Here is a 20,080-nt window from a genome sequence, read left to right on the forward strand (position 1 = left end):
CGCAAACAAGCCCGCCAATTCCGGCATCGACCAACAATCGGTCAGCCGCAGGCTTCCCATTCGGTGATCGTTCCCTCCCAAACCTTCGAGGGGATGCCATCGATGATCCACGCGACCTCACCTCGAAAAGGAATCCATCGGGATTGACGCTCGCGGTAGTCCCAGAATCGCCCCTGCCATGGGCGCTCGATGAATTTGCCTTTCTCCATGCAAGGCCGTCCGTCCGCCGTGGCACGGCGGATGCGCCCCTCCTCGTCGAGCTCGAGCTCGACGCACCAGGGTCGGGAGTGTCCCGGACTCGAAACACGGATGAGGGCTCCCTTCGTCTCCCAATGTAGCGATGCGTTCCGTAGTATGGCGTCGGGCGCCCAGGCGATCTCGGCAAGGTAGCGGAGCGTTTGCCCTTTGCGGAGCGCGTCCTGGTCGGGAGGCGGCCGAGACAGGGGGACGACGCCCAAGAACCGCAGTTCGGATCTAGTCTCGTCGCTCGACAGGCGATCGACCACGGTGAGCGCGGACAAGGGTCCGATCCGGGCGCGCCAATCGAACATCACCGTGGTGAGGTCGATGGTCTCCGTCGCACTGAACCGCATCCAAGGCTTGCCCCGTCCGGCGCTCATGCTGCCGGACTGCTTCAATCGGACGCGCTTGAAAGAGCCGTCGGCCCCCAGCCGGGCAGCCAGCGCGCGGACCGGTTCGGGGAGATCTACCACAGCCGTTCTCATTGTTGGGCCAGGCTCGCTGTCCGGACGGCTCTAGACCGCCCGGCTATGCGTGGCGGCGGAGCGCGCCAGATGCGCGTCGAAGGCTGACGCGACGCTCCGGACCAGGAACTCTGCGCCGTCGCTGACGGATATCCTGTCGTCGATCATCGTCACCGCCCCGTCGGCGACGAGACTGTCGATCCTCGATCGATCGACGATCGCCGATCGCGGATCCCGACCATGAAGACGGGACACCTCGGGCAGATCGACGGCCATGTCGCACATGACGCGCTCGATGATGTCGGCGCGGAAGCGGTCTTCCTCGGTGAATGCATAGCCCTTCGTGGTCGCGAGACGGTCCTCGGCAATATGCGCGAGATAATCTTTGGTGGCGACGACGTTCTGCACAAACCCCTGCGGCATGCGCCCGATCGAACTCGCGCCGAGGCCGATGAGAGTTTCGGCGGTATCGTCCGTGTAGCCCTGGAAGTTCCTGCGCAACCGGCTCTCCCGCTTTGCCACGGCGAGGTTGTCGTCGGGCAACGCGAAGTGATCGAAGCCGATACGGACGTAGCCGGCATCGATCAGCGCCTCGGCGATGGTCTCCGAGTGCAGGTGGCGCTCGATGCTGTCGGGAAGGGCGCTTTCGTCGATCTTGCGCTGATGCTTCTTGAAGGACGGGATATGGGCATAGCCGAACACCGAGAAGCGGTCCGGACGCAGCTCGATGCACTTGGCGACGGTGTCCAGACAAGAGTCGACGGTCTGCAGCGACAGGCCGTAAAGCAGATCGAAATTGAGCTTGCCGACGCCGGATCTCCGCAGCCGCTCGACGCACTGGGCGGTCTGCTCGAAGCTCTGCAGGCGATTGATGGCTCGCTGGACTTCGGGATCGAAGCTCTGCACGCCCAAGCTCGCGCGGTTGACGCCGCTAAAACCCAAGGCCTCCGCCATCGGCTCGGTCAGGGTGCGCGGATCGATCTCCACCGCAACTTCGGCGTCCGGCAACACGAAGTACGAGTAGCGCAGCGTGCCGACGAGGTCGGCGAAGGTCTCCGGCGTCATGATCGTCGGCGTGCCGCCGCCGAAGTGGATGTGCGAGATCGGAAGCCGGTGGCCGATCGTCTCGGCCACCATGTGCGCCTCGGTGCGCAAGCCCGAGGTGTAGACAGCGATCGGATCGTCCTTCTTCGTGATGGAGGTGTGGCAGCCGCAGTACCAGCACATGGACCTGCAGAAGGGGACGTGCATGTAGATCGATGCGGGCTGCCGGGCCGGCAGCGATTTGAGCCATTTCCGATAGTCGGCTTCAGCGATCGTCGTGGAAAAGTGCGGGGCCGTGGGATAGCTCGTGTATCGGGGAAGCCGGTCCTGTCCGTACGATTGCGCCAAGTCCGATCTCATCTCAAGTCTCTCCTTCGTCTTGCGGATCGTGTACCGACGTTGGGAAGGAACGACGTTGCTCTGGCGCAATCCAGTCAGGGATAGGAACCTCAGGTCCGTCCCAGCAGCTTGGTCACGTTCCTGAAGGTATCGGCGACGACCGAGTGCGGCGCTTCGATGACGAGGCGGAAGCCCAGATTGGTCGGCGGCACACCCGCTGCGCAGCCGCCCGACTTCGGGTCGCGTATGAAGTCGGTCATGTAGGCGCGATGAGCGCCCTGCACGACGCGAACTCCGCAGTTCGTGTTGGTGATCCGCTCGCGGCCATCGGCGAGGGTCGCCCGGACGAAGCAGGTGTCGGTCCATTCCCAGACATTCCCAGCGAAGTCGTCCAATCCCTTGCTGTTGGTGCCGAATGTGCCGCCAGGCTGCGGCGCCATCGCCTGGGGCCTCTCGCGGGACGACTCGGCTTCGTAGCGTGCGAGCCAGGCCCGCGCGGGGTCGGACGGGTCGATGAGCGGCAGTGCCTCGTCGCGCGCCTTCTCGGCGGCCGCGAACGTCCATTCCTCGTCGGTCGGCAGGCGGTGGGTGACACCCGTCTTGCGCGATATCCAGGCCGCGTAGGCGGTGGCGTCGTGCCAATTGACACCCACGACCGGAACGTCTTGCGAGCCGCCGGCTACGACGACGCGGGGACAGGCTCCATCGTCGACGCAACGCGCGTACTCTCGGGCCGTGACCTGCCGCTTCATGACGACGAGATCGGCGGGAAGGCGGAGGTCGTGCACCGGCCCTTCGACGGGTCTGTCGCCGCGCGAGAAGTCGCCGGCGGCCCGGTAGGTGAAGGACGCGGCGACGAGATGGCGGCTGCCGTCTGGATCGTGCGGGGGCGTGGGCGCCAAGACGGTCGCCAGGACCGGCGCGACGAGCGCGCCGGCGAACATCGCCGTCTTCACTTTCATCAGGATCAGCATGAGGTCTCCTCCTCGGTGAAACGGCCCGCGGCGGAGCCGCGGGCCGTTTCTGTCGCTCAACCTAGCGGATGACGCTCCCCGGGTCGGCGGCACCGAGCTTCTGGGGCGGGATTGGGCCCGCCGGCGAGAGCTGCTTCATCAGGTCCTCGTTCCACTTGCCCTCGACCTTGATGTGGGCGGTGGCGCCGAGTTCGACGGCCTCAATCAGGTTGTGGTTGACGTAGGCGTAGACGCCGGGCTCGCGGAAGGTGTAGAGCGCCGCCCCCGCCGAGCCGCCGCGCACGAACCAGGTCTCGAGATCGCGTTCCGGAGGGTTGTTGAACTTGCCGGTCTCCCAGACGTAGTCGCCATGGCCGCCGATGATGTGCGGGCGGGTGTCGCGGTTGGCCTCCGAATGCACGAACAGCACCGTCTCGCCGACCTTGGCGGTGAGTGCGTTCTTTCCGGTCAGCGCCCCGACCCTGCCCTCGAACACGACGTGGCTCGGGATCAGCTTGCGCATCACGTCCATGGTGTCGGAGTAGGATTCGCCGACCGAGTCGTAGGTCTTGTACTTGCCGGTCTCGTCCTTGGGCACGTAGAGGTCGTTCTCACCGATGTAGAAGACCTTGTCGTAGTGCAGTGGCTTGCCGGCGCCGTCCTTCAGGCCGTCGCGCGGCAGCACCATCACGGCGCCGTGCATGCCCGAGACCACGTGCCAGGGGATCATGCCCTCCGGCGCGCAATGGTAGATGAAGACGCCCGGACGGGTCGCCTTCCAGCGCAGCACCGTCTGCTCGCCGGGGTTGACGTGGGTCAGGGCGCCGCCGCCGAGCCCGCCGGTCGCCGAATGCAGGTCGATGTTGTGCGGCATGGTGTTGGTCTCGGGGTTGACCAGCGTCAGCTCGACGTAGTCGCCCTCGTGCACCACCATCATCGGTCCCGGCATCGAGCCGTTGTAGGTCATCGCCCACATCTTGGTGCCGGCATCGTCGATGACGACCTCCTTCTCCTGTACCGTGAGCTTGAATTCGACGATCTTCGGTCCGGCCTTCGTCGCCTGTTCGTGAGCATGCACGAAAGGCGGCGCGACCAGTTCGACGTACTCGCGCGGCAGGCTGAGGTCGTCGGCGAACGCTGCCGGCGCGGCCATCATCAGCGCCGCGATCGCGGCTCCCATCAAGGCGGTCCTTCTCGTGAGCATGACGCTCTCCATCGCTTGTGCGCGTGGATGATGAGCGATCGGAGCGCGAGTCTCTTTGCGCTGCAACAAGGAAGGCTTGGATTCCAAAACGGACAGGATCGTGCGGAAAATTTGCGCGGGAGCAAAGAGAGCCGGGAGTCGAGGGCTTAGTCTGGTTGCATGCGAAATGATGCAATTCCAACTGCGCAGATGACGGTCGACGAAGTGATGCGTCGGTGGCCGTCCACCATCCGCGTCTTTCTGGACTTCAGGATGCGATGCGTCGGCTGTCCGATCGCCGCTTTCCACTCCGTCGACGAGGCATGCGAGGAGCACGACGTCGATGCCGACGTGTTCCTGTCGAAGATCCTGGAGACAGCGAAGGCGGCGGCCTAGGAGCTGCGCTTGCGGGACTGGATGGCTTCCTCACCTTCGGCGAGGGCATGCAGCCTGTGAGCGTCGCGCAGAATGATGCGCTGCCGTCCGCCTTCGACGAGTCCCTCGTTCTCCCAGGCGCTGAGAACCCGGCTGACCGTGTGCAGCGTCGTTCCAGTCATCTCGGCGATGTCCTGACGGCTGATGGGGAAGTCGATCTCGACGCCGGTATCGACCTTCCGTCCCGCTTGCTTTGCCAGGCGCAGCAGCGCATGCGCGACGCGCTGCTCGACCTGCTCGTTCGAGATCTCCATGACGCGGGCCTGAGTGTCCTGCAGGCGGCTGCCGACGGTCTGCAGCGCGCTCGCGGCGAGGCTCGGATATTTGACGATGAGGCGCTGCCAGGAAGACGATGGCCAAGCGAGGGCGATGCTGTCGACCGCCGCGACGGCGGTGGCGGGATAGTGCGTCAGGTTCATGGCCTGTGCCACGCCGAAGAGTTCGCCGGCGGAGACGTAGCGGACCACGGATTGCTGGCCTTGGGATGTCGTCTTCTCGACGCGAAGATGTCCGTGGAGGAGAAGAAAGAACCGGGCGGCCTCCGCCCCCTGGTCGAAGACCGCGGTGTCCTTGGGGTACCGGATTGAACGCGCCTCGCGCAGCAGCTCGTCCTGTTCGGCAGGCGAAAGCCCCGCGAACATCGGCAGATTCGCGACAAGGGACCGGTCGACAGCGGCCATCGTATCCTCGCTTCAAATGCGCAGCCGACAGTACCCGGAGCGCGCGCAAGCCTCAACGGCCCACGGCCTCTTAGCAGAAGGAACCCGCAGGGAGCTTGAGCTGGCGCAATCTCCGGCGGGCGCGACCGGCGTATCTGTTGCCTGGGGAGCCCGGCCTACCCCGTGCTAGTTCCAGGAAACGGAAACATGAACAAGACTGCGATGCTGACCGCCGCTGCGGCGGTTCTGATCCTGGCCGGCGGCCTTGCCAAGGCGGCCGAGGTGGAAGTCAAGCAGTTCAACAAGGGCGCCGACGGCGGAACGGTGGTGTTCGAGCCGGCGTTCGTGAAGATCGCGCCCGGCGACACCGTGAAGTTCGTTGCGGCCGCCAAGGGCCAGAGCGCCGATGCCATCAAGCGCATGCTTCCGGAGGGCGCGACGCCCATCGTCGGCGAGAACAGCGGGGACATTGCCGTCAAGTTCGGGCAGGACGGCGTCTACGGCGTGAAGTGCCTTCCCCATTACGGCATATGCATGGTCGTGATGGTCGGGACCCCGGCGAGAGTTGACCATGCCAAGGTCGGCAAGGTGGCGTCCAAGTGACGGTCCGTCGGCGTCGGCTTCTCCGGCGAGTCGGATGGGCGAGCGCCGGTTTGTTTGCCTAATTGTGCCAGACGCCTGATTTGCGTCGATGCCGGGAGCGCAATGTCCCGATCTCCGTCCTTGGCGGATCTGGTCGGGCTCGAGGTGCGGTTGAGGCAACCGCGATCGGAAACTAACTATCGCGCGGAGTAGCATTGCACATCGGCACCTCGTCGTCTGCTGCCGCTCGCAACGATCGCGCATTCATTTGGCACATTATTGACGGGTCGTTTCATCCCCCGAACAGCAGGAACAGCACGTCGATTTGTTGTCAAGCGACACCGTAACCTCGGTCCGATCCTCCATGCGGCGCAGGAGATCGCCCGCGATCGCCTCGACAAGCTTCCGCTCGATGCCGCTTTCGCTCCGGTCCCGTCCGCGCAATCGCTCGAAAATCCGCATCTTATCCTCCGTTGCTGACGGTCCGGAGATTGCCGGCTCGGACCGAGTAGATCTTTGTCGAAGATCAAACACATGCGCGAACGAAGTCGTAGTTTGTGCCTCGACAAAGAGATAGCGGTCGCCCCGGGCCTATGATGTCTCCAACCTATCGGGAATGACGTTCATGGCGACGATGCAAAAATTGAGGGACTATCGCGGGCCCGCGCTGCTGTCACACGGGTTCCGCCCCTTCTTCCTGTTTGGCGCGGTCTACGCCGGCGCCATGGTTCCGTTGTGGCTCGCCGTGTTCGCCGGCCACGTTTCGCTGCCGACGGCGTTCGCGCTGCGGGACTGGCATGTCCACGAGATGCTGTTCGGCTACGTCGGCGCAGTCGTCGCCGGCTTCCTGCTGACGGCCGTTCCGAACTGGACGGGCCGCCTGCCCATCCAGGGCGCCCCGCTCGGCTTGCTGTTCGCAACCTGGGTCGTCGGAAGGCTGGCGGCGACCTGTTCGGATCTGGTCGGGTGGCAGGCCGCGCTGGCGCTCGATGCGCTCTTTCTCCTGCTGCTCGCAGCGGCGGCCGCGCGCGAAATCATCGCCGGCCGCAAGTGGAACAACCTGAAGGTCGTCGCCATCGTTTCGCTTCTCGCGACCGTCAACATCGCCTTTCATTTGGAATCGCACTTCCGTGGCCTGGCCGAGTATTCGACGCGCGCCGGCATCGCGCTCGTCGTTACGTTGGTCTGCGTCATCGGCGGGCGGATCGTGCCGAGTTTCACGCGCAACTGGCTCGCCCACCGCTCACCTGGCCGGTTGCCCGTTCCTTTCAACCGGTTCGATGCCGTCGCAATGGTCGTTGGCGTCTGCGCGATGCTGGCTTGGGTGTTCGCTCCGTCCGGATGGTTGGTGGCAGGTGCGCTCTGCATCGCCGGACTGCTTCACCTCGTCCGGTTGGTCCGCTGGACCGGATACCGGACCTTCTCCGACCGGCTCGTCCTGATCCTTCACGTCGCCTATGCGTTCGTGCCGGCCGGCTTCCTGCTCTCGGCGCTGTCGGCTCTCGATCTCGTCGCACCGGCAGCCGGCGTGCACGCCTGGACCGGCGGCGCGATCGGTTCGATGACGATCGCCGTCATGACCCGCGCTTCTCTCGGTCACACCGGACAGGCGCTGTCGGCTTCCGTCCTCACCCAAGCTGTCTACGCCGCGATCGTGATCGCCGCGCTGACGCGGGTCTGCGCGGCCCTCGAGCCGAGCCATTCGGTCGAGTTGCTGGCGATCTCCGGTCTCGCCTGGGCCGGAGCGTTCTTTGGTTTCGCGGTCGCCTACGCGCCGCTTCTGTGCCGCGCACGAAAGTTCTGAGGTCGCGATGATCGGCGCCAGCATATCACGATGGACAATGAGCTACTTTGCGATGGCGCTCGCGTGGCTCTTCCTCGCATTGAGCCTGATGATGGCTGGCGTCGGCTATCCCTTCGCCGAGGTCGCCTCGCCCGATACGCTCGTTCTGGTGCACGCCGTCGGCATCGGGTGGCTCAGTATTGCGATGTGTGGCGCGCTGTTCCAGTTCGTGCCCGTCCTCGTCGCCAAGCCCTTGTTCTCCGAAAAGTGGGCTTTGCCGGCTCTGGTCCTTCTGACCGCCGGTCTCGTCTCGCTGATTGGCGGCTTCTTGTCTCTGGGAGGCCGCCTGCCGCCCTCGCTCTGGCTGCTTCCGCTCGGGGCGATCCTGCTCGTTGCCGGATTCGGCCTGGTCGTCGTCGATCTTGGGCTTACCGCTTGGCTGCGACCCGCGGGGCCAGCGCGCTTCGTGCTTGCCGGCCTCGCCTCGCTTTGCGCAACCGCCGCCTTCGGCGCCGTCTTCGCGTTTGCGCTTGCGGGGTGGGCGGGATCGGCAGGGAATGCACTTCTGGCCGCCGGCATCCCGTTGCATGCGATCGCCGGCCTCGGCGGGTGGCTGACGCTGACGGCCATGGGCGTGAGCTATCGGCTCTTGTCCATGTTCATGCTATCGCCCGACGTGGACGAGCGACAGAGCCGCATGACGCTCGGAGCCGGCGCGCTCGCCATCGGCATGACGGTCGCAGGCGGGATCCTCGCGATCGGACTTGCGTCCGGATTGAGCGTCGTGCTGTCGATCGTCGCCGTTTTCGGCCTGGCGTCCGCCGCTCTGTACGGGCGCGACATCGCCGGTATTTTTCGCGCCCGCAAGCGGCGGCAACTCGAGCTCAACATGCGTATGGCGACGCTGTCCTTCGCGAGTTTGGCGGCGACGGCCTTGCTGGGAATTGCGCTCGTGGTGACGGACGGTTTCGCCGCCCATATCGGCCCCTTCGCCTTCCTCGCGGTGTTCGGTTGGTTGTCCGGATTGGTGCTCGCGAAGCTCTACAAGATCGTGGCCTTCCTGACCTGGCTCGAGACCTACGGACCGGTGATGGGACGGGCGCCCACGCCGCGCGTCCAGGACCTCGTAGCGGAGGGCCGGGCAACGAAGTGGTTCGTCATCTACTACGTGGCCGTCTGGGCCGGAACGCTGACGCTGCTGGTCGGCGAGCCGTATGCCTTCCGGATGGCTGCGGCGGCGATGACGGTGGGTGTCGTCGGCATCGTCCGCGAGGTGATCCGCACCCGGAGGCTTGCGGACGTCGCAAGCCCGGTGCGGCTTCCGGGCGGCGCCATCGCGCCCCATCTGTTGTTCGCGAGAAACTGAGAGAGGAAAAACATGCCCGAATATGTCGATGTCGACGTCCGTCCGATCCTGCGCGCAGGCGGTGAGCCGTTCTCGGTCATCATGGCCGCGCTCGAGCGCCTGGCGCCGGGCCAGGGGCTTCGCCTCTTCGCGACCTTCAAGCCGGTCCCGCTGTTTGCCGTGATGGCGAACAAGGGGTTCGCGCACGCGGAGCAGGCACTCGATGGCGGCGAATGGGAGATTCTGTTTACGCCGACCGAAACGAAATCGGAACCGGCGCCGACCGCAGCGGACGGCCCGGGGCTCGACGATTGGCCGGCGCCAACCGTCAACCTCGACAACCGCGACCTCGACCCTCCGGAACCCATGGTCCGAATCCTTGCTGCCGCGGACAACCTCGGACCCGGCGAGACCTTGTCTGCCCTGCTGCGGCGGGAGCCGGTGTTTCTGTTTCCGCAGTTGGAGAAGCGCGGCTTCCGTTGGCTGGGCGGGTTTACCCCGGACGGGGCCACCTACGAACTGACGGTGAGGGCTCCGTCATGACGGACCAGCTCGTCGAACGCGTTCGCGACGCGCTACGCGCCGTGATCGATCCCGAGTTGGGCGAGAACATCGTCGATCTCGGCTTCGTCTACGATATCGCGGTCGCTGGCGGGGCAGCCCGCATCACGATGACGGCGACGACGCCAGGGTGCCCGGCGACCTTTTTCCTGAAGGAGGGGACGCAGGCGGCCGCGTCCGCCGTCCCAGGGATCGTTTCCGCCGACGTGACGATGACGTTCGAGCCGCCGTGGACCCCGTCCATGATCGAGCCTGCCGTCCGGGCCTCGCTCGGCTTTGCCGCGGTGAACTGACGTCATGGCCCTCACCATCGAGATCGATCACGCCAAGACGCGCGCGAAGGCTGCGGCGGCGGCCGGCCAGCCGGTCGTGCCCCAGGCCGTCAAGGGCCCGATCCGCAAGGTCAAGTGGGGCATCCTGCTGTTGACGCTGTCGATCTACTACGTGACGCCGTTCATCCGCTGGGACCGCGGCCCCCATGCGCCCGGCCAAGCGGTCCTGCTCGATTTCGCGAACGGACGACTCTACGCTTTCTTCGTCGAGATCTGGCCGCAGGATCTCTACTTGGTCACAGGACTTCTTATCCTTGCCTCAACCATTCTGATCCTGACCAACGCGCTGGCCGGACGGCTCTGGTGCGGGTTCGCCTGTCCGCAGACGGTCTGGACCGATCTGTTCCTGCTCGTCGAAAGGCTGATCGAAGGCGACCGGCGGCAGCGTCTGAGGAACATCGGCGCGCCACTGACGACGAAGCGCATCGCGCAGATTTTCGCCAAACACGCTGCCTGGCTGACGATTTCGCTGGCGACCGGAGGCACGCTGATCTTCTATTTCACCGACGCGCCTGATCTGCTGCGAGGCTTCGCCTTCGGCGAGGTCTCGGCTAACGCGCTGACCTGGATCGCCGCCTTCACCGGCACGACCTACGGCCTGGCGGGCTTCGCGCGGGAGCAGGTCTGCACTTTCATGTGCCCATGGCCGCGCCTGCAGGGCGCGATCTGGGATCCGGAAGCCTACACTGTGAACTACAGGGATTACCGCGGCGAACAGCGGACGTCGGCGAAGAAGGCCGCCGAGCTGCGTCTGCAGGGTAAGCCGGCGGGCGATTGCGTCGATTGCGGCCAGTGCGTCGCGGTCTGTCCGATCGGCATCGATATCCGCGAAGGCCCGAATTTCGCCTGCATCAATTGCGGACTTTGCGTCGATGCCTGCGACGGCGTCATGTCGAAGCTCGGCCGCCCGCGCGGCCTGATCGACTTTGAAAGCTGGAACAACATCGAGCGCGGCCGCCGAAAGGAAGCGCCCGTCAATCGGTTGGTGCGGCCGAAGACGATCGGCCTGACGGCGGCATGCCTGGCCTTGGCCGGCACGATCGGCGTCGCGTTCACGACCAAGACGACCGCCACGCTCTCGGTTCAGCACGATCGTGATCCCGTCGCCGTCAGGCTCTCGGACGGCTCGGTGCGCAACGCGTACACTATCAAGTTGTTGAACAAGTCGTCGGTCTCCCACGCCTACACGCTCGCGGTCAGTGGCGTGGATGCCAAGATGGCCATCATCGGCAACGACAGCCTGGCACCGATCGAGGTAGCCGCCGACGCTTCCGAGACGCTGCGGGTCACGCTGACGGCGGCCGATGCCGGGCGTGGCGATGTGGTGTTTACGGCCCAGGATGAGACCGGAAGCACGGTCCTGTCGGCCAAGGACAGGTTCATCGAGCGCTAGGAGAGCAACTTCAGTGGAATATCCGACGGGGCCTATTCGTCATGCGGTACTCGTCTGGTGTGTGGCGAAGCTGAGGGAAAATCATCGCGCAAGTCAGGCAAGTTTGCGCGGCGTCAACGTGGATGACGCGAATATTTGAGACCTTCCGGTGCAGAGGTAGGCAAGCTCGTCTGGTAAGTCGGAGATCGTCATGTTGGGGAAAGTCGAGACAATCACCGTGGTCCTCGCGGTCGCTTTGACATTCATCGGGGCCGTCCCTACGCGCGCCGATCCCGCCGGCATCGTCGTCGGCCAGGCATGGAGCCGAGCGACCCCGAAGGGAGCAAATGTCGCAGGCGGCTATCTCACCATCGAGAACCGCGGCGCAGCGCCGGATCGTCTCCTTTCCGCCACCAGTCCGGCCGCCGCCAAGGTCGAGATTCACCAAATGACAATGCAGGACGGCATCATGACGATGCGTCAGCTCGATGAGGGACTAGTGATCCCGCCGGACGCGACGGTGACGTTAGCCCCGGGCGGCGAGCACATCATGTTCGTCGGATTAGCCGCGCCGTTCGAAGAGGGGCAGCGCATTCCGGTCTCGCTGATCTTCCAGCGTTTTGGTAAGATCGAGACGGTCTTCGACGTCGGCAGTGTGGGTGCCAAGGGCCCGCTGCTACGGATCGCCTCTACCGAGGCGGCGCCGGTCCCGTCTTCGCCGCCCGCGAAGGCCTCCGCATCGACAGATGAACCCTTCTTCACGCACATCTGCGGCACGCGGCTGATGGCGGACGTGACCGTCACGCCGGGCCGCAGCGGACCCGTCGAAGTTCTGGTGCAGCTCTACGATGGAGACGAGAAGCCGCTCACGGTCGACTCCCTTTCCGTGACCCTATCCAATCCGGACAAGAACATCGTTCCCTTGGCCGCACCGGCCGAACGAATCGCCGCGGACAGGTGGCGGGTCAGCATGACGGCCGCGGCGACCGGGAAGTGGTCGCTTGCGCTGGGCATCGACATGAAGAAGGACGACCGCATCGACATCGCGGCTCCGATCCTTATCGAGTGAGGTCAATCGCGATGTCCGTCTCTCCTACCGCCTCCGAGGACGAGGTTTCGTCGCCGGACGCTCCGCGGCTGACGGCGCTCGTCTATCCGCAGAACAGTTATCCAGCGACGGCGTTCGAAGCGCTCGTCGCCGCTTGCCGTAGCTCCGATCTGTCGCTCGCGGGCGTCCTGCAGCATGTGGTCGACGCCGCACCGGAGCGACGCTGCGACGTGGTCTTGGAGGATCTCGCCACGGGCCGCCGCACGCCGATCTTCGAGTACCGGGGCGCTGGGGCCGCAGGTTGCCGGCTCGACGAAGCGGCGCTCGCAGATGTCGCGGCTCGGATCGAGGCGAGCCTAGACGCCGCCCCGGACGTGCTGATCCTGAACAAGTTCGGCAAGGCGGAATGCGAGGGGAACGGCTTGCTCGATCTCGTCGGGCGAGCAATGCAGCGGAATGTCGCGGTGGTGATCGGAGTGCCTCAGGGCAATCTTGCCGCATGGCGCGACTTCGCCGGCCGCTTCGCGGTGGAGCTGCCCCCGGATCGCGGCGCGATAGACCAGTGGCTGGAGCGACTGCGCCATAGCCGTCAGTCCGGCTGAGGCGGAGCGGAGTTCGCGGGCCCCTGAGACGTCGTGGCCGGCTTCTCCCCGAGCAGCCTTCCGGTCCTCGGGTTCAGGAAATGCAGCCGCGCACAGGCTGGGCATTGAACGCTCGTGTACGCGTCGCAGTGCTCGGATTTTAGCTCGTCATCGAGCCAATGCTGAACGTTCTGCTTCGTGACTGGACAGGTGAAGACGAGAGCGCCCATCGGAGGTATCGACGTTCGGGTTATGCCGAGGCGGAGCGGCGCCGGCGTGCTTAGGAGCCCGGATCCATAGCTGCCCTGCGGTCTGGCGATTCGGTTTGCGACCTCATCGTAAAGTGATTCACGTTGAGCTGGCTCAACGGCCCCTGTTAATCACGCAAATCGAACGTGCCGTACACCCTCGGGAGCAAGGGCGGGATGACGAGAGGACACGGCCGGTTCCGCGGCTTGGTCGGGAGCAGCATCGTCTCGGCCCCCTTGGCATGATTCGTAAACAACCAATTAATATCAAGGGTTGCTCTATAAGTTAGTTGCTTCAGGAGGTTGTGGCAGCGCAACGACGGGTGCGTTCTGGCGTGAGACACTGCGACGAATTCTCCTCTTTCCGGTTAGATGACCATGTCGCGTATTCTCGGTAGCCTTCGCATTTCCACCAAGCTCGTCTCTTCCTCGCTCATCGGAATTCTCTTCGTAGGCGCTATGATCGCCAATCAGATCTTCGTCAACGGGAGCGTCGAAACGGGCATCGACAAGGCGATCGACCAGCAGGAGATCGTCAGGCTGGCCATCGAGACTAAGGCCGACGCAAGGCGGATGCAGGTCGCCGTACGGGATCTCCGCCTGGCCAAGACAGAGGACGACATCCGCGATGGCGAGGACAGACTGGCCGCGGCGCGCAAAGATGCGCAAGCAATGGCCGACGATATGTTCCCTCGTTCGCTCTCCGCGGAGAACAAGACCCGCATCGCCGAGCTTCGAAGGCAGATCGAGACTTACGCGGCAGCCGGCGGACGTGTCGCCGTCAATCGGCACAAAAATGTCGTTGCGACGGCCGAAGGACGAAGTTCTGAGATTGCAACGCTCGAGGCGGAAGTCGCCGATCTCGGGCGGAACGTCACGGTTCCCGCCTCGATGAAAGTCGATGAACTGGCGGCAGAGATCGTGAAGGTCGCTTCGTCTAGGGCGGAATCGGAGAAGGCCGATGTGCATGCGCTCCTCGCGCGTTCCGCCACGACTTCGGCGATCGTCGGCGGCATAGCCATCCTGGTGCTCGTCGGCGCCGGTCTCATGAGCGTCTTCGCTGTGTCCCGACCGATCGGCGCTTTGGTCCTGAGCATGAAGGCGCTCGCGGACGGTCAGCTCTCCGTCATCATCGGAGGCGTGGAGCGGCGCGACGAAGTCGGCGACATGGCTCGCGCCACGCAGGTCTTCAGGGAAGGCCTTCTCGAAACGCAGAGATTGCGCGCCGATCAAGCCAAAGCGGAAGCGCGAGCCGCCGCGCAACGCAAGCAGGACATGGAGAACTTCACCGCGTCCTTCGAGACCGCCGTGGGCGGGATCATCGACCGGGTGTCATCGAACTCGGCGAGCCTCGAGCAGGCGGCTTCGGCGCTCGCGAACACCGCCTCCTCGACCCGAGAGTTGTCGACCACCGTCGCGTCGGCGTCGGAGGAGGCGTCCGCGAGCGTCCAATCGGTCGCCGCCGCGAGCGAGGAGATGGCCGCCACCGCCGCCGAAATCGGCCGTCAGATCGAGGGGTCGTCGAAAGTCGCCAAGCACGCCGTCGCTCAGGCGACGAGCACCGATCAGTCGATGGTGAAGCTCGCGGGCGCGGCCGAGAAGGTCGGCGGCATCGTGGGGATGATCACGGCCATCGCAGAGCAGACCAATCTGCTCGCGTTGAACGCGACGATCGAGGCGGCGCGCGCAGGATCCGCCGGACGAGGTTTCGCGATCGTGGCCTCGGAGGTAAAGGAGCTTGCGGCTCAGACCGCAAATGCCACAAAGGACATCTCCGTGTACATCGCCGAGATCCAGTCGACCGCGTCGACTGCCGTCGGCGCCATCAAGGAGATCATGGCGACGATCGACAGCATATCGGAGATCACCGGGGCGATCGCCGCGGCCGCCGAGGAGCAAAGGCAACGCCACGCGAGAGATCTCGCGCAACGTGCAGCAGGCCGCGGTCGGCGCTTCGCAGGTTTCGTCCGGCATCGCCGACGTCGAAGCGGGCGCCACCGAGACCGGGGCCGCTTCTTCGCAGGTCCTGACCTCCGCCCAGTCCCTCTCCGGCGACGGTCAGCGTCTCAAACAGGAACTGGGTATCTTCCTTGCGAAGGTACGGGCGGCATGAGCTTGACGGTGCTGTTTCCGATCGCGGATTTTGTCGGTGGTTACGCCAAACGGCATACGGCGTTCAGGTAGGAAATTCCGCAATTCTCGCGAGACCGCACAAGACTGCGGATCGGAGCGACGACCGAGCTAACAGTTTAGACTGACGACAGCGTTCTCACGCTTTACGACAACATTCGCTGGCAGGTCGAAGCCGACAATATCCTCGGAGGACGACACCGCTTGGTTGGTGAGGCTGCAAAGGAGCGGGCGCGGCTTCTGCAGGACGAGCTTGTCCGTCGAGGCTTGAGTTTCATCCCGATCCAGTGGCCATAGAGCCCGGAGCGCCGACCGCCGGACTCGTTCCCGGTAAGCGTCCTCGCGCGCATCCGCGAGATCACCGACAGCCCCCCGAAACCGAAGTCGAGATCGCGGGCGGCCTGGTCGAGCCGTCATGTCGGATCTGATCGCCTTTCGGCGCCCAGGATGGAACCGGGCACGGAAGGTTTCCCGAAGGCACACCGCAATGGCGTTTGTCGTGGCGCAAAGATCGGCGTCGGCGCCGTAGCTATCGTTGTGCGCGTCCAGAACGATGGAGCCCACGATGACATCCCGTTCAAACTTGGCCATCCGCGCGGCGGTCGATAAGTTTGGAGTTTGGCGCAGTCGCCGTCGAGAGCAACGGGAACTGGCCGGACTCGGTGACGCAGAGTTCTCCACCGTTGCGCGCGATCTGCGCCTCTCGCTCGCAGATCTTGAAATGCTGGCAAGGAAGAGGCGAGGTCGAACAGCGAACCTCGGTCGTCTCCTCGACTCGCTCGGAATCGGTCCGGCGATACTGCGGGCCGAGCCGGCCGTGGTTCGCGACATGGAGCGCGTATGCGCCTTGTGCCCGGCGTCGGCAAAGTGTGACGGAGATGTCCGCGCGGGTACCTTGGGCCGGACCTACAGGGCGTACTGTCCAAATAGCGACACGATCGAAGCGCTCGCAGCGCACCCGATCGCTCTGCATGAGAGCGTATCATGATCGTCTCACCGAAGACCATCGCGGTCGCCATGAAGCACGGAATTGTTCGGGGAGCCGACCATCCACTGAAGCGCCCCGTTTGCGGAAGAGGCGGTCGGGAGGTTCTCGTGTCACAAAAAAGCCAGGCGGAGGATCTGAGTTCGGCGGTCCACTACGTTCGAGACGACTCACGCGGTAGCGGTATGTCCCTTCCACCTAGATGTCGTCATCCGAACAGGCGACGATGCCGCCGAAACCCATGCCTTTCTGCGCACGAAGACTCTCCGCAGAAGCAATGGCAGGCCGTGGAAGGAAAGCGTTCTTCGGAGGGAGTTCAAACGACAACTCGGCGCTAGGCCTGTTCATCAGAGGCAACTAACCTCGGTCCTAATGGCCGAGGTTCCAGCCTGGCTGGCGTTATCCTGTTTCGGGCGGCCGGCAGTCCGGCTCGGTTCACAGGCCAACCCCGAAGTCCACTGGTTGGAATCCCTGAATGGGAGGTTTGGAACTGGCCGCTGAAGGGCGAGCATTTTTCCGACCAGGTCGGAGCCTGTGCCAGACGAGCGAAACCTTCCGAAGTTTGAACCGCAACAAAGAAGGCGGGATGTCTTCCGTCTATTGTCGACCCAGCAAAAGAACAAGCGTTGAGGAGGAGAGGCCGTAGCGGCGGAGCAATTGCTGGCCAGCGATCGAGCGGATCGTCCGGCATGGGTGGTGTCCGAACGCTCTTTCCCGAGCCGGCCGCCAGCGCCGTCTAATCCAGCTCCACAAAGCCCCGTCGATTTTGCTCTTGGACATGCGCTCTGCGGCACCCGAACGGGGGGAGGAGGCGTCAATATGCCTTCCAATTTTGATTATCGGAAATGTCCGAACTGCGCTGGCAGCACCATGCGGCTGATCCGGGTCGAACCACACCGTCCCGACGGCAAAGACGGTTATGAGCGGCATTTTTTCGGCTGCACCGAATGCGCGAACGTCAGCCGGTTCGTTTTCGAAACCTCGTCCAGGCATGAACGTGTGACTTTCCGATGAGGAAAACAAGCAAGAGCGGGGGGCTGCGGCCCCCGTAGCTTGACCCGGATCAAACGAGACTGCCGGAAAGACCATAACCTTCGTGACGGAGGACCGCATGGGAGCGACGAACGAGCATCACCACGCCGATCGCATTGAGGCTGCGATCGGCGCGGGCCAAGCGGCAAAATCCGCGCTGGTCGCATCCTGGCGCCGCTCTTCCCGCCTGCATCGTCTCGATCCATCGGTCATCCGACCGCCGCTGCGACTAACCGAACCCGAGGTGCGGCAAACGATCGAGCGAAATGAGCCATTGATCGGTGCCGCGCGGTCCGCAATGAACCGGCTTTATCAGGCCGTGGGCACGATCGGCTGCTGTGTGCTGCTGGCCAGCCGCGAGGGCGTACCGGTCGATCGACGTGGAGCTCCAGCCGACGATCCCTCCTTCGAGCGTTGGGGGCTTTGGACGGGCTCGCTCTGGAGTGAGGAGCACGAAGGGACCAACGGCATCGGCACCTGTCTGGCAGAGCAACGCACGTTGACCATCCACCGCGATCAGCATTTCTTCTCGCGCAACACGCTGCTCAGCTGTACGGCGGTTCCGATCTACGACGGCAACGCAAGGCTTGCAGGCGTTCTCGATGTCTCCTCCTGCCGCGCCGATCACACCGACGCCGTCGCAACTCTGATCGCGCTCGCGGTCGGTGACGCGGCGCGGCGGATCGAGACCGAACTGTTCCGTTGCACTTTTGCGGACGCCCGGATCGTGCTGACTCCGCCGACCGATACTCGTGGTGGTGGATTGCTGGCGATCGACCGCGACGACCTCGTCATCGGCGCCACGCGCGACGCTCGCTTGGCGTTGGGCATCCCGCCCGACGGCCAGTTGCGGCCGGTTCCAGCCGTGGACCTGCTCTGCTGCGACGAAGGAATTCATGAGCAGCTCGGTGACGCTCAGCGCGCGACCGTATTGCGGGCGCTGACGCGCGCGCGGGGCAACGTCTCGGCGGCGGCAAAGGCGCTTGGCGTTAGCCGCGCGACCTTGCACCGCAGGCTCAAGCGTTTTGACCTCAAGCTGCACGCGTAAGCCAGTATCCCCGTTCTGTCGGCTGTACGAAGAAGTATGCGAAGCACAGCGATGGATGTCGCAGCTTTGAGACAGGTTGCAGGTGCTATCCGAAACCACCCCGCTGACATCTTCCGCTCCTCTCGACATGATCAATTTCGACATCGCGCTGACGCGACGTCGGCAATCATCAATGCAACAGCGGGAGTGAATCATGAACAAGCCGGAATTCCTCACGACATCGCAAAATCCCTTCGCCGAGCGCTATGACAATTTCATCGGCGGCAAATGGGTCGCGCCCCGGTCGGGCAAGTATTTCGACAACGCTTCGCCCGTGACCGGGCAGGTGGTCTGCAAGATCGCGCGTTCGGAGGCGCCGGACATCGAGGCCGCGCTCGACGCCGCGCATGCAGCCAAGGACGCCTGGGGCCGCACCAGCGTGGTCGAACGTGCCCTCGTGCTAAACCGCATCGCGGACCGGATGGAACAGAATCTGGAGCGGCTGGCGATCGCCGAAACCTGGGATAACGGCAAGCCGATCCGCGAGACCCGCGCCGCCGATTTGCCGCTGGCGATCGACCATTTCCGCTATTTCGCCGGCGTCGTGCGCGGCCAGGAAGGCAGCCTCGCCGAAATCGACAACGACACGGTAGCCTATCATTTTCATGAGCCGCTGGGTGTGGTCGGCCAGATCATCCCCTGGAACTTCCCGCTGCTGATGGCGTGCTGGAAAATGGCGCCGGCGCTCGCGGCCGGCAACTGCGTCGTGCTGAAGCCTGCGGAGCAGACCCCGGCCTCGATCATGGTCTGGATCGAGCTGATCGGCGATCTCCTGCCGCCCGGCGTTCTCAACATCGTCAACGGCTTCGGCCTCGAGGCCGGCAAGCCGCTGGCATCAAGCCCGCGCATTTCCAAGATCGCCTTCACCGGCGAGACCTCGACCGGCCGGCTGATCATGCAGTATGCCAGCCAGAACCTGATCCCGGTGACGCTGGAGCTCGGCGGCAAGTCGCCCAACATCTTCTTCAAGGACGTTGCGGCCGAGGACGACGACTTCCTCGACAAGGCGATCGAAGGCTTCGTGATGTTCGCGCTCAACCAGGGCGAAGTCTGCACCTGTCCGAGCCGGGCGCTGGTCCAGGAATCGATCTACGAGCGCTTCATGGAGAAGGCCCTGAAGCGCGTCCAGGCGATCGTTCAGGGCGATCCGCGCAACGCCGCCACCATGATCGGCGCTCAAGCGTCGGGCGAGCAGTTGGAGAAGATTCTTTCCTATATCGATATCGGAAAGAAAGAAGGTGCCCAGTTGCTGACCGGCGGCGCGCGCGCCGATCTGGGCGGCGATCTCTCCGGCGGCTTCTACGTCCAGCCGACCGTGTTCCACGGCAACAACAAGATGCGCATCTTCCAGGAGGAGATTTTCGGCCCCGTGGTCTCCGTCACCACCTTCAAGACGGACGAGGAGGCGCTCGCGATCGCCAACGACACGCTGTACGGCCTCGGGGCCGGCGTCTGGAGCCGCGACGCCAATCGCTGCTACCGGTTCGGCCGGGCGATACAGGCCGGCCGCGTCTGGACCAACTGCTACCATGCCTATCCGGCCCATGCGGCGTTTGGGGGATACAAGCAGTCGGGCATCGGTCGCGAGACCCACAAGATGATGCTCGATCATTATCAGCAGACCAAGAATCTGCTGGTCAGCTACAGCCCGAAGAAGCTCGGCTTCTTCTGAGGGCA

Annotated in this window: 18 protein-coding genes; 12 read left to right on the forward strand and 6 right to left on the reverse strand. The window is 64.3% G+C overall.

Annotated features, from left to right (window positions below; genetic code table 11):
• Positions 1-41 precede the first annotated feature (41 nt).
• From K3F49_RS37275 to nirK, 4 genes are all read right to left on the reverse strand, one after another.
• On the reverse strand, positions 42-713 hold the full coding sequence (locus tag K3F49_RS37275) for a DUF6544 family protein (protein WP_234685843.1): 672 nt from the start codon (positions 711-713) through the stop codon (positions 42-44).
• Positions 714-755: 42 nt separating this feature from the next.
• On the reverse strand, positions 756-2,108 hold the full coding sequence (hemN, locus tag K3F49_RS37280; RefSeq protein ID WP_234685844.1) for an oxygen-independent coproporphyrinogen III oxidase: 1,353 nt from the start codon (positions 2,106-2,108) through the stop codon (positions 756-758).
• 89 nt (positions 2,109-2,197) lie between these two features.
• The gene (locus K3F49_RS37285) at positions 2,198-3,061 is read right to left on the reverse strand and encodes an SUMF1/EgtB/PvdO family nonheme iron enzyme (RefSeq protein WP_234685845.1); all 864 of its coding nucleotides are present in this window, start codon (positions 3,059-3,061) and stop codon (positions 2,198-2,200) included.
• 61 nt (positions 3,062-3,122) lie between these two features.
• Complete coding sequence (gene nirK / locus K3F49_RS37290; RefSeq protein ID WP_234685846.1) at positions 3,123-4,244, reverse strand: copper-containing nitrite reductase; 1,122 nt, start codon at positions 4,242-4,244, stop codon at positions 3,123-3,125.
• A 189-nt stretch (positions 4,245-4,433) separates the two neighbouring features.
• Here nirK and K3F49_RS37295 point away from each other — a divergent pair, with 189 nt between their 5' ends.
• Positions 4,434-4,619 (forward strand): DUF1858 domain-containing protein, encoded by a 186-nt coding sequence (locus K3F49_RS37295; RefSeq protein WP_234685847.1) that lies wholly within the window; start codon positions 4,434-4,436, stop codon positions 4,617-4,619.
• On the opposite strand, the gene K3F49_RS37300 is transcribed toward K3F49_RS37295, so the two are convergent.
• A complete protein-coding gene (locus K3F49_RS37300) occupies positions 4,616-5,338 on the reverse strand; it encodes a Crp/Fnr family transcriptional regulator (RefSeq protein WP_234685848.1) in 723 nt (240 codons plus the stop codon). The two genes, K3F49_RS37295 and K3F49_RS37300, sit on opposite strands and share 4 nt — an antisense overlap.
• Before the next feature lie 186 nt (positions 5,339-5,524).
• Here K3F49_RS37300 and K3F49_RS37305 point away from each other — a divergent pair, with 186 nt between their 5' ends.
• Complete coding sequence (locus K3F49_RS37305; RefSeq protein WP_234685849.1) at positions 5,525-5,920, forward strand: plastocyanin/azurin family copper-binding protein; 396 nt, start codon at positions 5,525-5,527, stop codon at positions 5,918-5,920.
• 255 nt (positions 5,921-6,175) lie between these two features.
• Here K3F49_RS37305 and K3F49_RS37310 read toward each other — a convergent pair whose 3' ends face one another.
• Complete coding sequence (locus K3F49_RS37310; protein ID WP_234685850.1) at positions 6,176-6,361, reverse strand: hypothetical protein; 186 nt, start codon at positions 6,359-6,361, stop codon at positions 6,176-6,178.
• 163 nt (positions 6,362-6,524) lie between these two features.
• Between K3F49_RS37310 and K3F49_RS37315 the strand changes: the two genes are divergently transcribed.
• The 10 genes from K3F49_RS37315 (at position 6,525) to adh (ending at position 20,075) form a co-directional block, all read left to right on the forward strand.
• Positions 6,525-7,703, forward strand: coding sequence for an NnrS family protein (locus K3F49_RS37315; RefSeq protein WP_234685851.1), 1,179 nt, complete (start codon positions 6,525-6,527; stop codon positions 7,701-7,703).
• 7 nt (positions 7,704-7,710) lie between these two features.
• Positions 7,711-9,048, forward strand: coding sequence for a hypothetical protein (locus tag K3F49_RS37320; protein WP_234685852.1), 1,338 nt, complete (start codon positions 7,711-7,713; stop codon positions 9,046-9,048).
• 12 nt (positions 9,049-9,060) lie between these two features.
• Positions 9,061-9,570: a DUF2249 domain-containing protein gene (locus K3F49_RS37325; RefSeq protein ID WP_234685853.1), complete on the forward strand. Its 510-nt coding sequence runs from the start codon at positions 9,061-9,063 to the stop codon at positions 9,568-9,570.
• On the forward strand, positions 9,567-9,881 hold the full coding sequence (locus K3F49_RS37330) for a metal-sulfur cluster assembly factor (protein WP_234685854.1): 315 nt from the start codon (positions 9,567-9,569) through the stop codon (positions 9,879-9,881). Before K3F49_RS37325 ends, K3F49_RS37330 begins: the two co-directional genes overlap by 4 nt.
• A 4-nt stretch (positions 9,882-9,885) precedes the next feature.
• Complete coding sequence (ccoG, locus tag K3F49_RS37335; protein WP_234685855.1) at positions 9,886-11,313, forward strand: cytochrome c oxidase accessory protein CcoG; 1,428 nt, start codon at positions 9,886-9,888, stop codon at positions 11,311-11,313.
• A gap of 190 nt (positions 11,314-11,503) precedes the next feature.
• A complete protein-coding gene (locus K3F49_RS37340; RefSeq protein ID WP_234685856.1) occupies positions 11,504-12,361 on the forward strand; it encodes a copper chaperone PCu(A)C in 858 nt (285 codons plus the stop codon).
• An 11-nt stretch (positions 12,362-12,372) separates the two neighbouring features.
• A complete protein-coding gene (locus K3F49_RS37345) occupies positions 12,373-12,942 on the forward strand; it encodes a DUF2478 domain-containing protein (RefSeq protein WP_234685857.1) in 570 nt (189 codons plus the stop codon).
• Between the two features lie 605 nt (positions 12,943-13,547).
• On the forward strand, positions 13,548-15,353 hold the full coding sequence (locus tag K3F49_RS37350; RefSeq protein ID WP_234685858.1) for a methyl-accepting chemotaxis protein: 1,806 nt from the start codon (positions 13,548-13,550) through the stop codon (positions 15,351-15,353).
• A gap of 2,042 nt (positions 15,354-17,395) precedes the next feature.
• Positions 17,396-18,364, forward strand: coding sequence for a GAF domain-containing protein (locus K3F49_RS37355; protein WP_234685903.1), 969 nt, complete (start codon positions 17,396-17,398; stop codon positions 18,362-18,364).
• 193 nt (positions 18,365-18,557) lie between these two features.
• Positions 18,558-20,075 (forward strand): aldehyde dehydrogenase, encoded by a 1,518-nt coding sequence (gene adh, locus K3F49_RS37360; RefSeq protein ID WP_234685859.1) that lies wholly within the window; start codon positions 18,558-18,560, stop codon positions 20,073-20,075.
• Positions 20,076-20,080 lie beyond the last annotated feature (5 nt).

The organism is Bradyrhizobium monzae, assembly GCF_021458635.1.
Classification (GTDB): Bacteria; Pseudomonadota; Alphaproteobacteria; order Rhizobiales; family Xanthobacteraceae; genus Bradyrhizobium.

Bases quoted from the DNA above. Each gene is read 5' to 3' on its own strand.
- K3F49_RS37330 (WP_234685854.1), top strand. From the start codon at position 9,567: ATGACGGACCAGCTCGTCGAACGCGTTCGCGACGCGCTACGCGCCGTG.
- K3F49_RS37305 (WP_234685849.1), top strand. From the start codon at position 5,525: ATGAACAAGACTGCGATGCTGACCGCCGCTGCGGCGGTTCTGATCCTG.
- K3F49_RS37350 (WP_234685858.1), top strand. From the start codon at position 13,548: ATGTCGCGTATTCTCGGTAGCCTTCGCATTTCCACCAAGCTCGTCTCT.
- K3F49_RS37300 (WP_234685848.1), bottom strand. From the start codon at position 5,338: ATGGCCGCTGTCGACCGGTCCCTTGTCGCGAATCTGCCGATGTTCGCG.
- hemN (WP_234685844.1), bottom strand. From the start codon at position 2,108: ATGAGATCGGACTTGGCGCAATCGTACGGACAGGACCGGCTTCCCCGA.
- K3F49_RS37315 (WP_234685851.1), top strand. From the start codon at position 6,525: ATGGCGACGATGCAAAAATTGAGGGACTATCGCGGGCCCGCGCTGCTG.
- K3F49_RS37340 (WP_234685856.1), top strand. From the start codon at position 11,504: ATGTTGGGGAAAGTCGAGACAATCACCGTGGTCCTCGCGGTCGCTTTG.
- K3F49_RS37295 (WP_234685847.1), top strand. From the start codon at position 4,434: ATGACGGTCGACGAAGTGATGCGTCGGTGGCCGTCCACCATCCGCGTC.
- ccoG (WP_234685855.1), top strand. From the start codon at position 9,886: ATGGCCCTCACCATCGAGATCGATCACGCCAAGACGCGCGCGAAGGCT.
- K3F49_RS37285 (WP_234685845.1), bottom strand. From the start codon at position 3,061: ATGCTGATCCTGATGAAAGTGAAGACGGCGATGTTCGCCGGCGCGCTC.
- K3F49_RS37320 (WP_234685852.1), top strand. From the start codon at position 7,711: ATGATCGGCGCCAGCATATCACGATGGACAATGAGCTACTTTGCGATG.
- K3F49_RS37325 (WP_234685853.1), top strand. From the start codon at position 9,061: ATGCCCGAATATGTCGATGTCGACGTCCGTCCGATCCTGCGCGCAGGC.
- K3F49_RS37345 (WP_234685857.1), top strand. From the start codon at position 12,373: ATGTCCGTCTCTCCTACCGCCTCCGAGGACGAGGTTTCGTCGCCGGAC.
- K3F49_RS37355 (WP_234685903.1), top strand. From the start codon at position 17,396: ATGGGAGCGACGAACGAGCATCACCACGCCGATCGCATTGAGGCTGCG.
- K3F49_RS37310 (WP_234685850.1), bottom strand. From the start codon at position 6,361: ATGCGGATTTTCGAGCGATTGCGCGGACGGGACCGGAGCGAAAGCGGC.
- nirK (WP_234685846.1), bottom strand. From the start codon at position 4,244: ATGCTCACGAGAAGGACCGCCTTGATGGGAGCCGCGATCGCGGCGCTG.
- adh (WP_234685859.1), top strand. From the start codon at position 18,558: ATGAACAAGCCGGAATTCCTCACGACATCGCAAAATCCCTTCGCCGAG.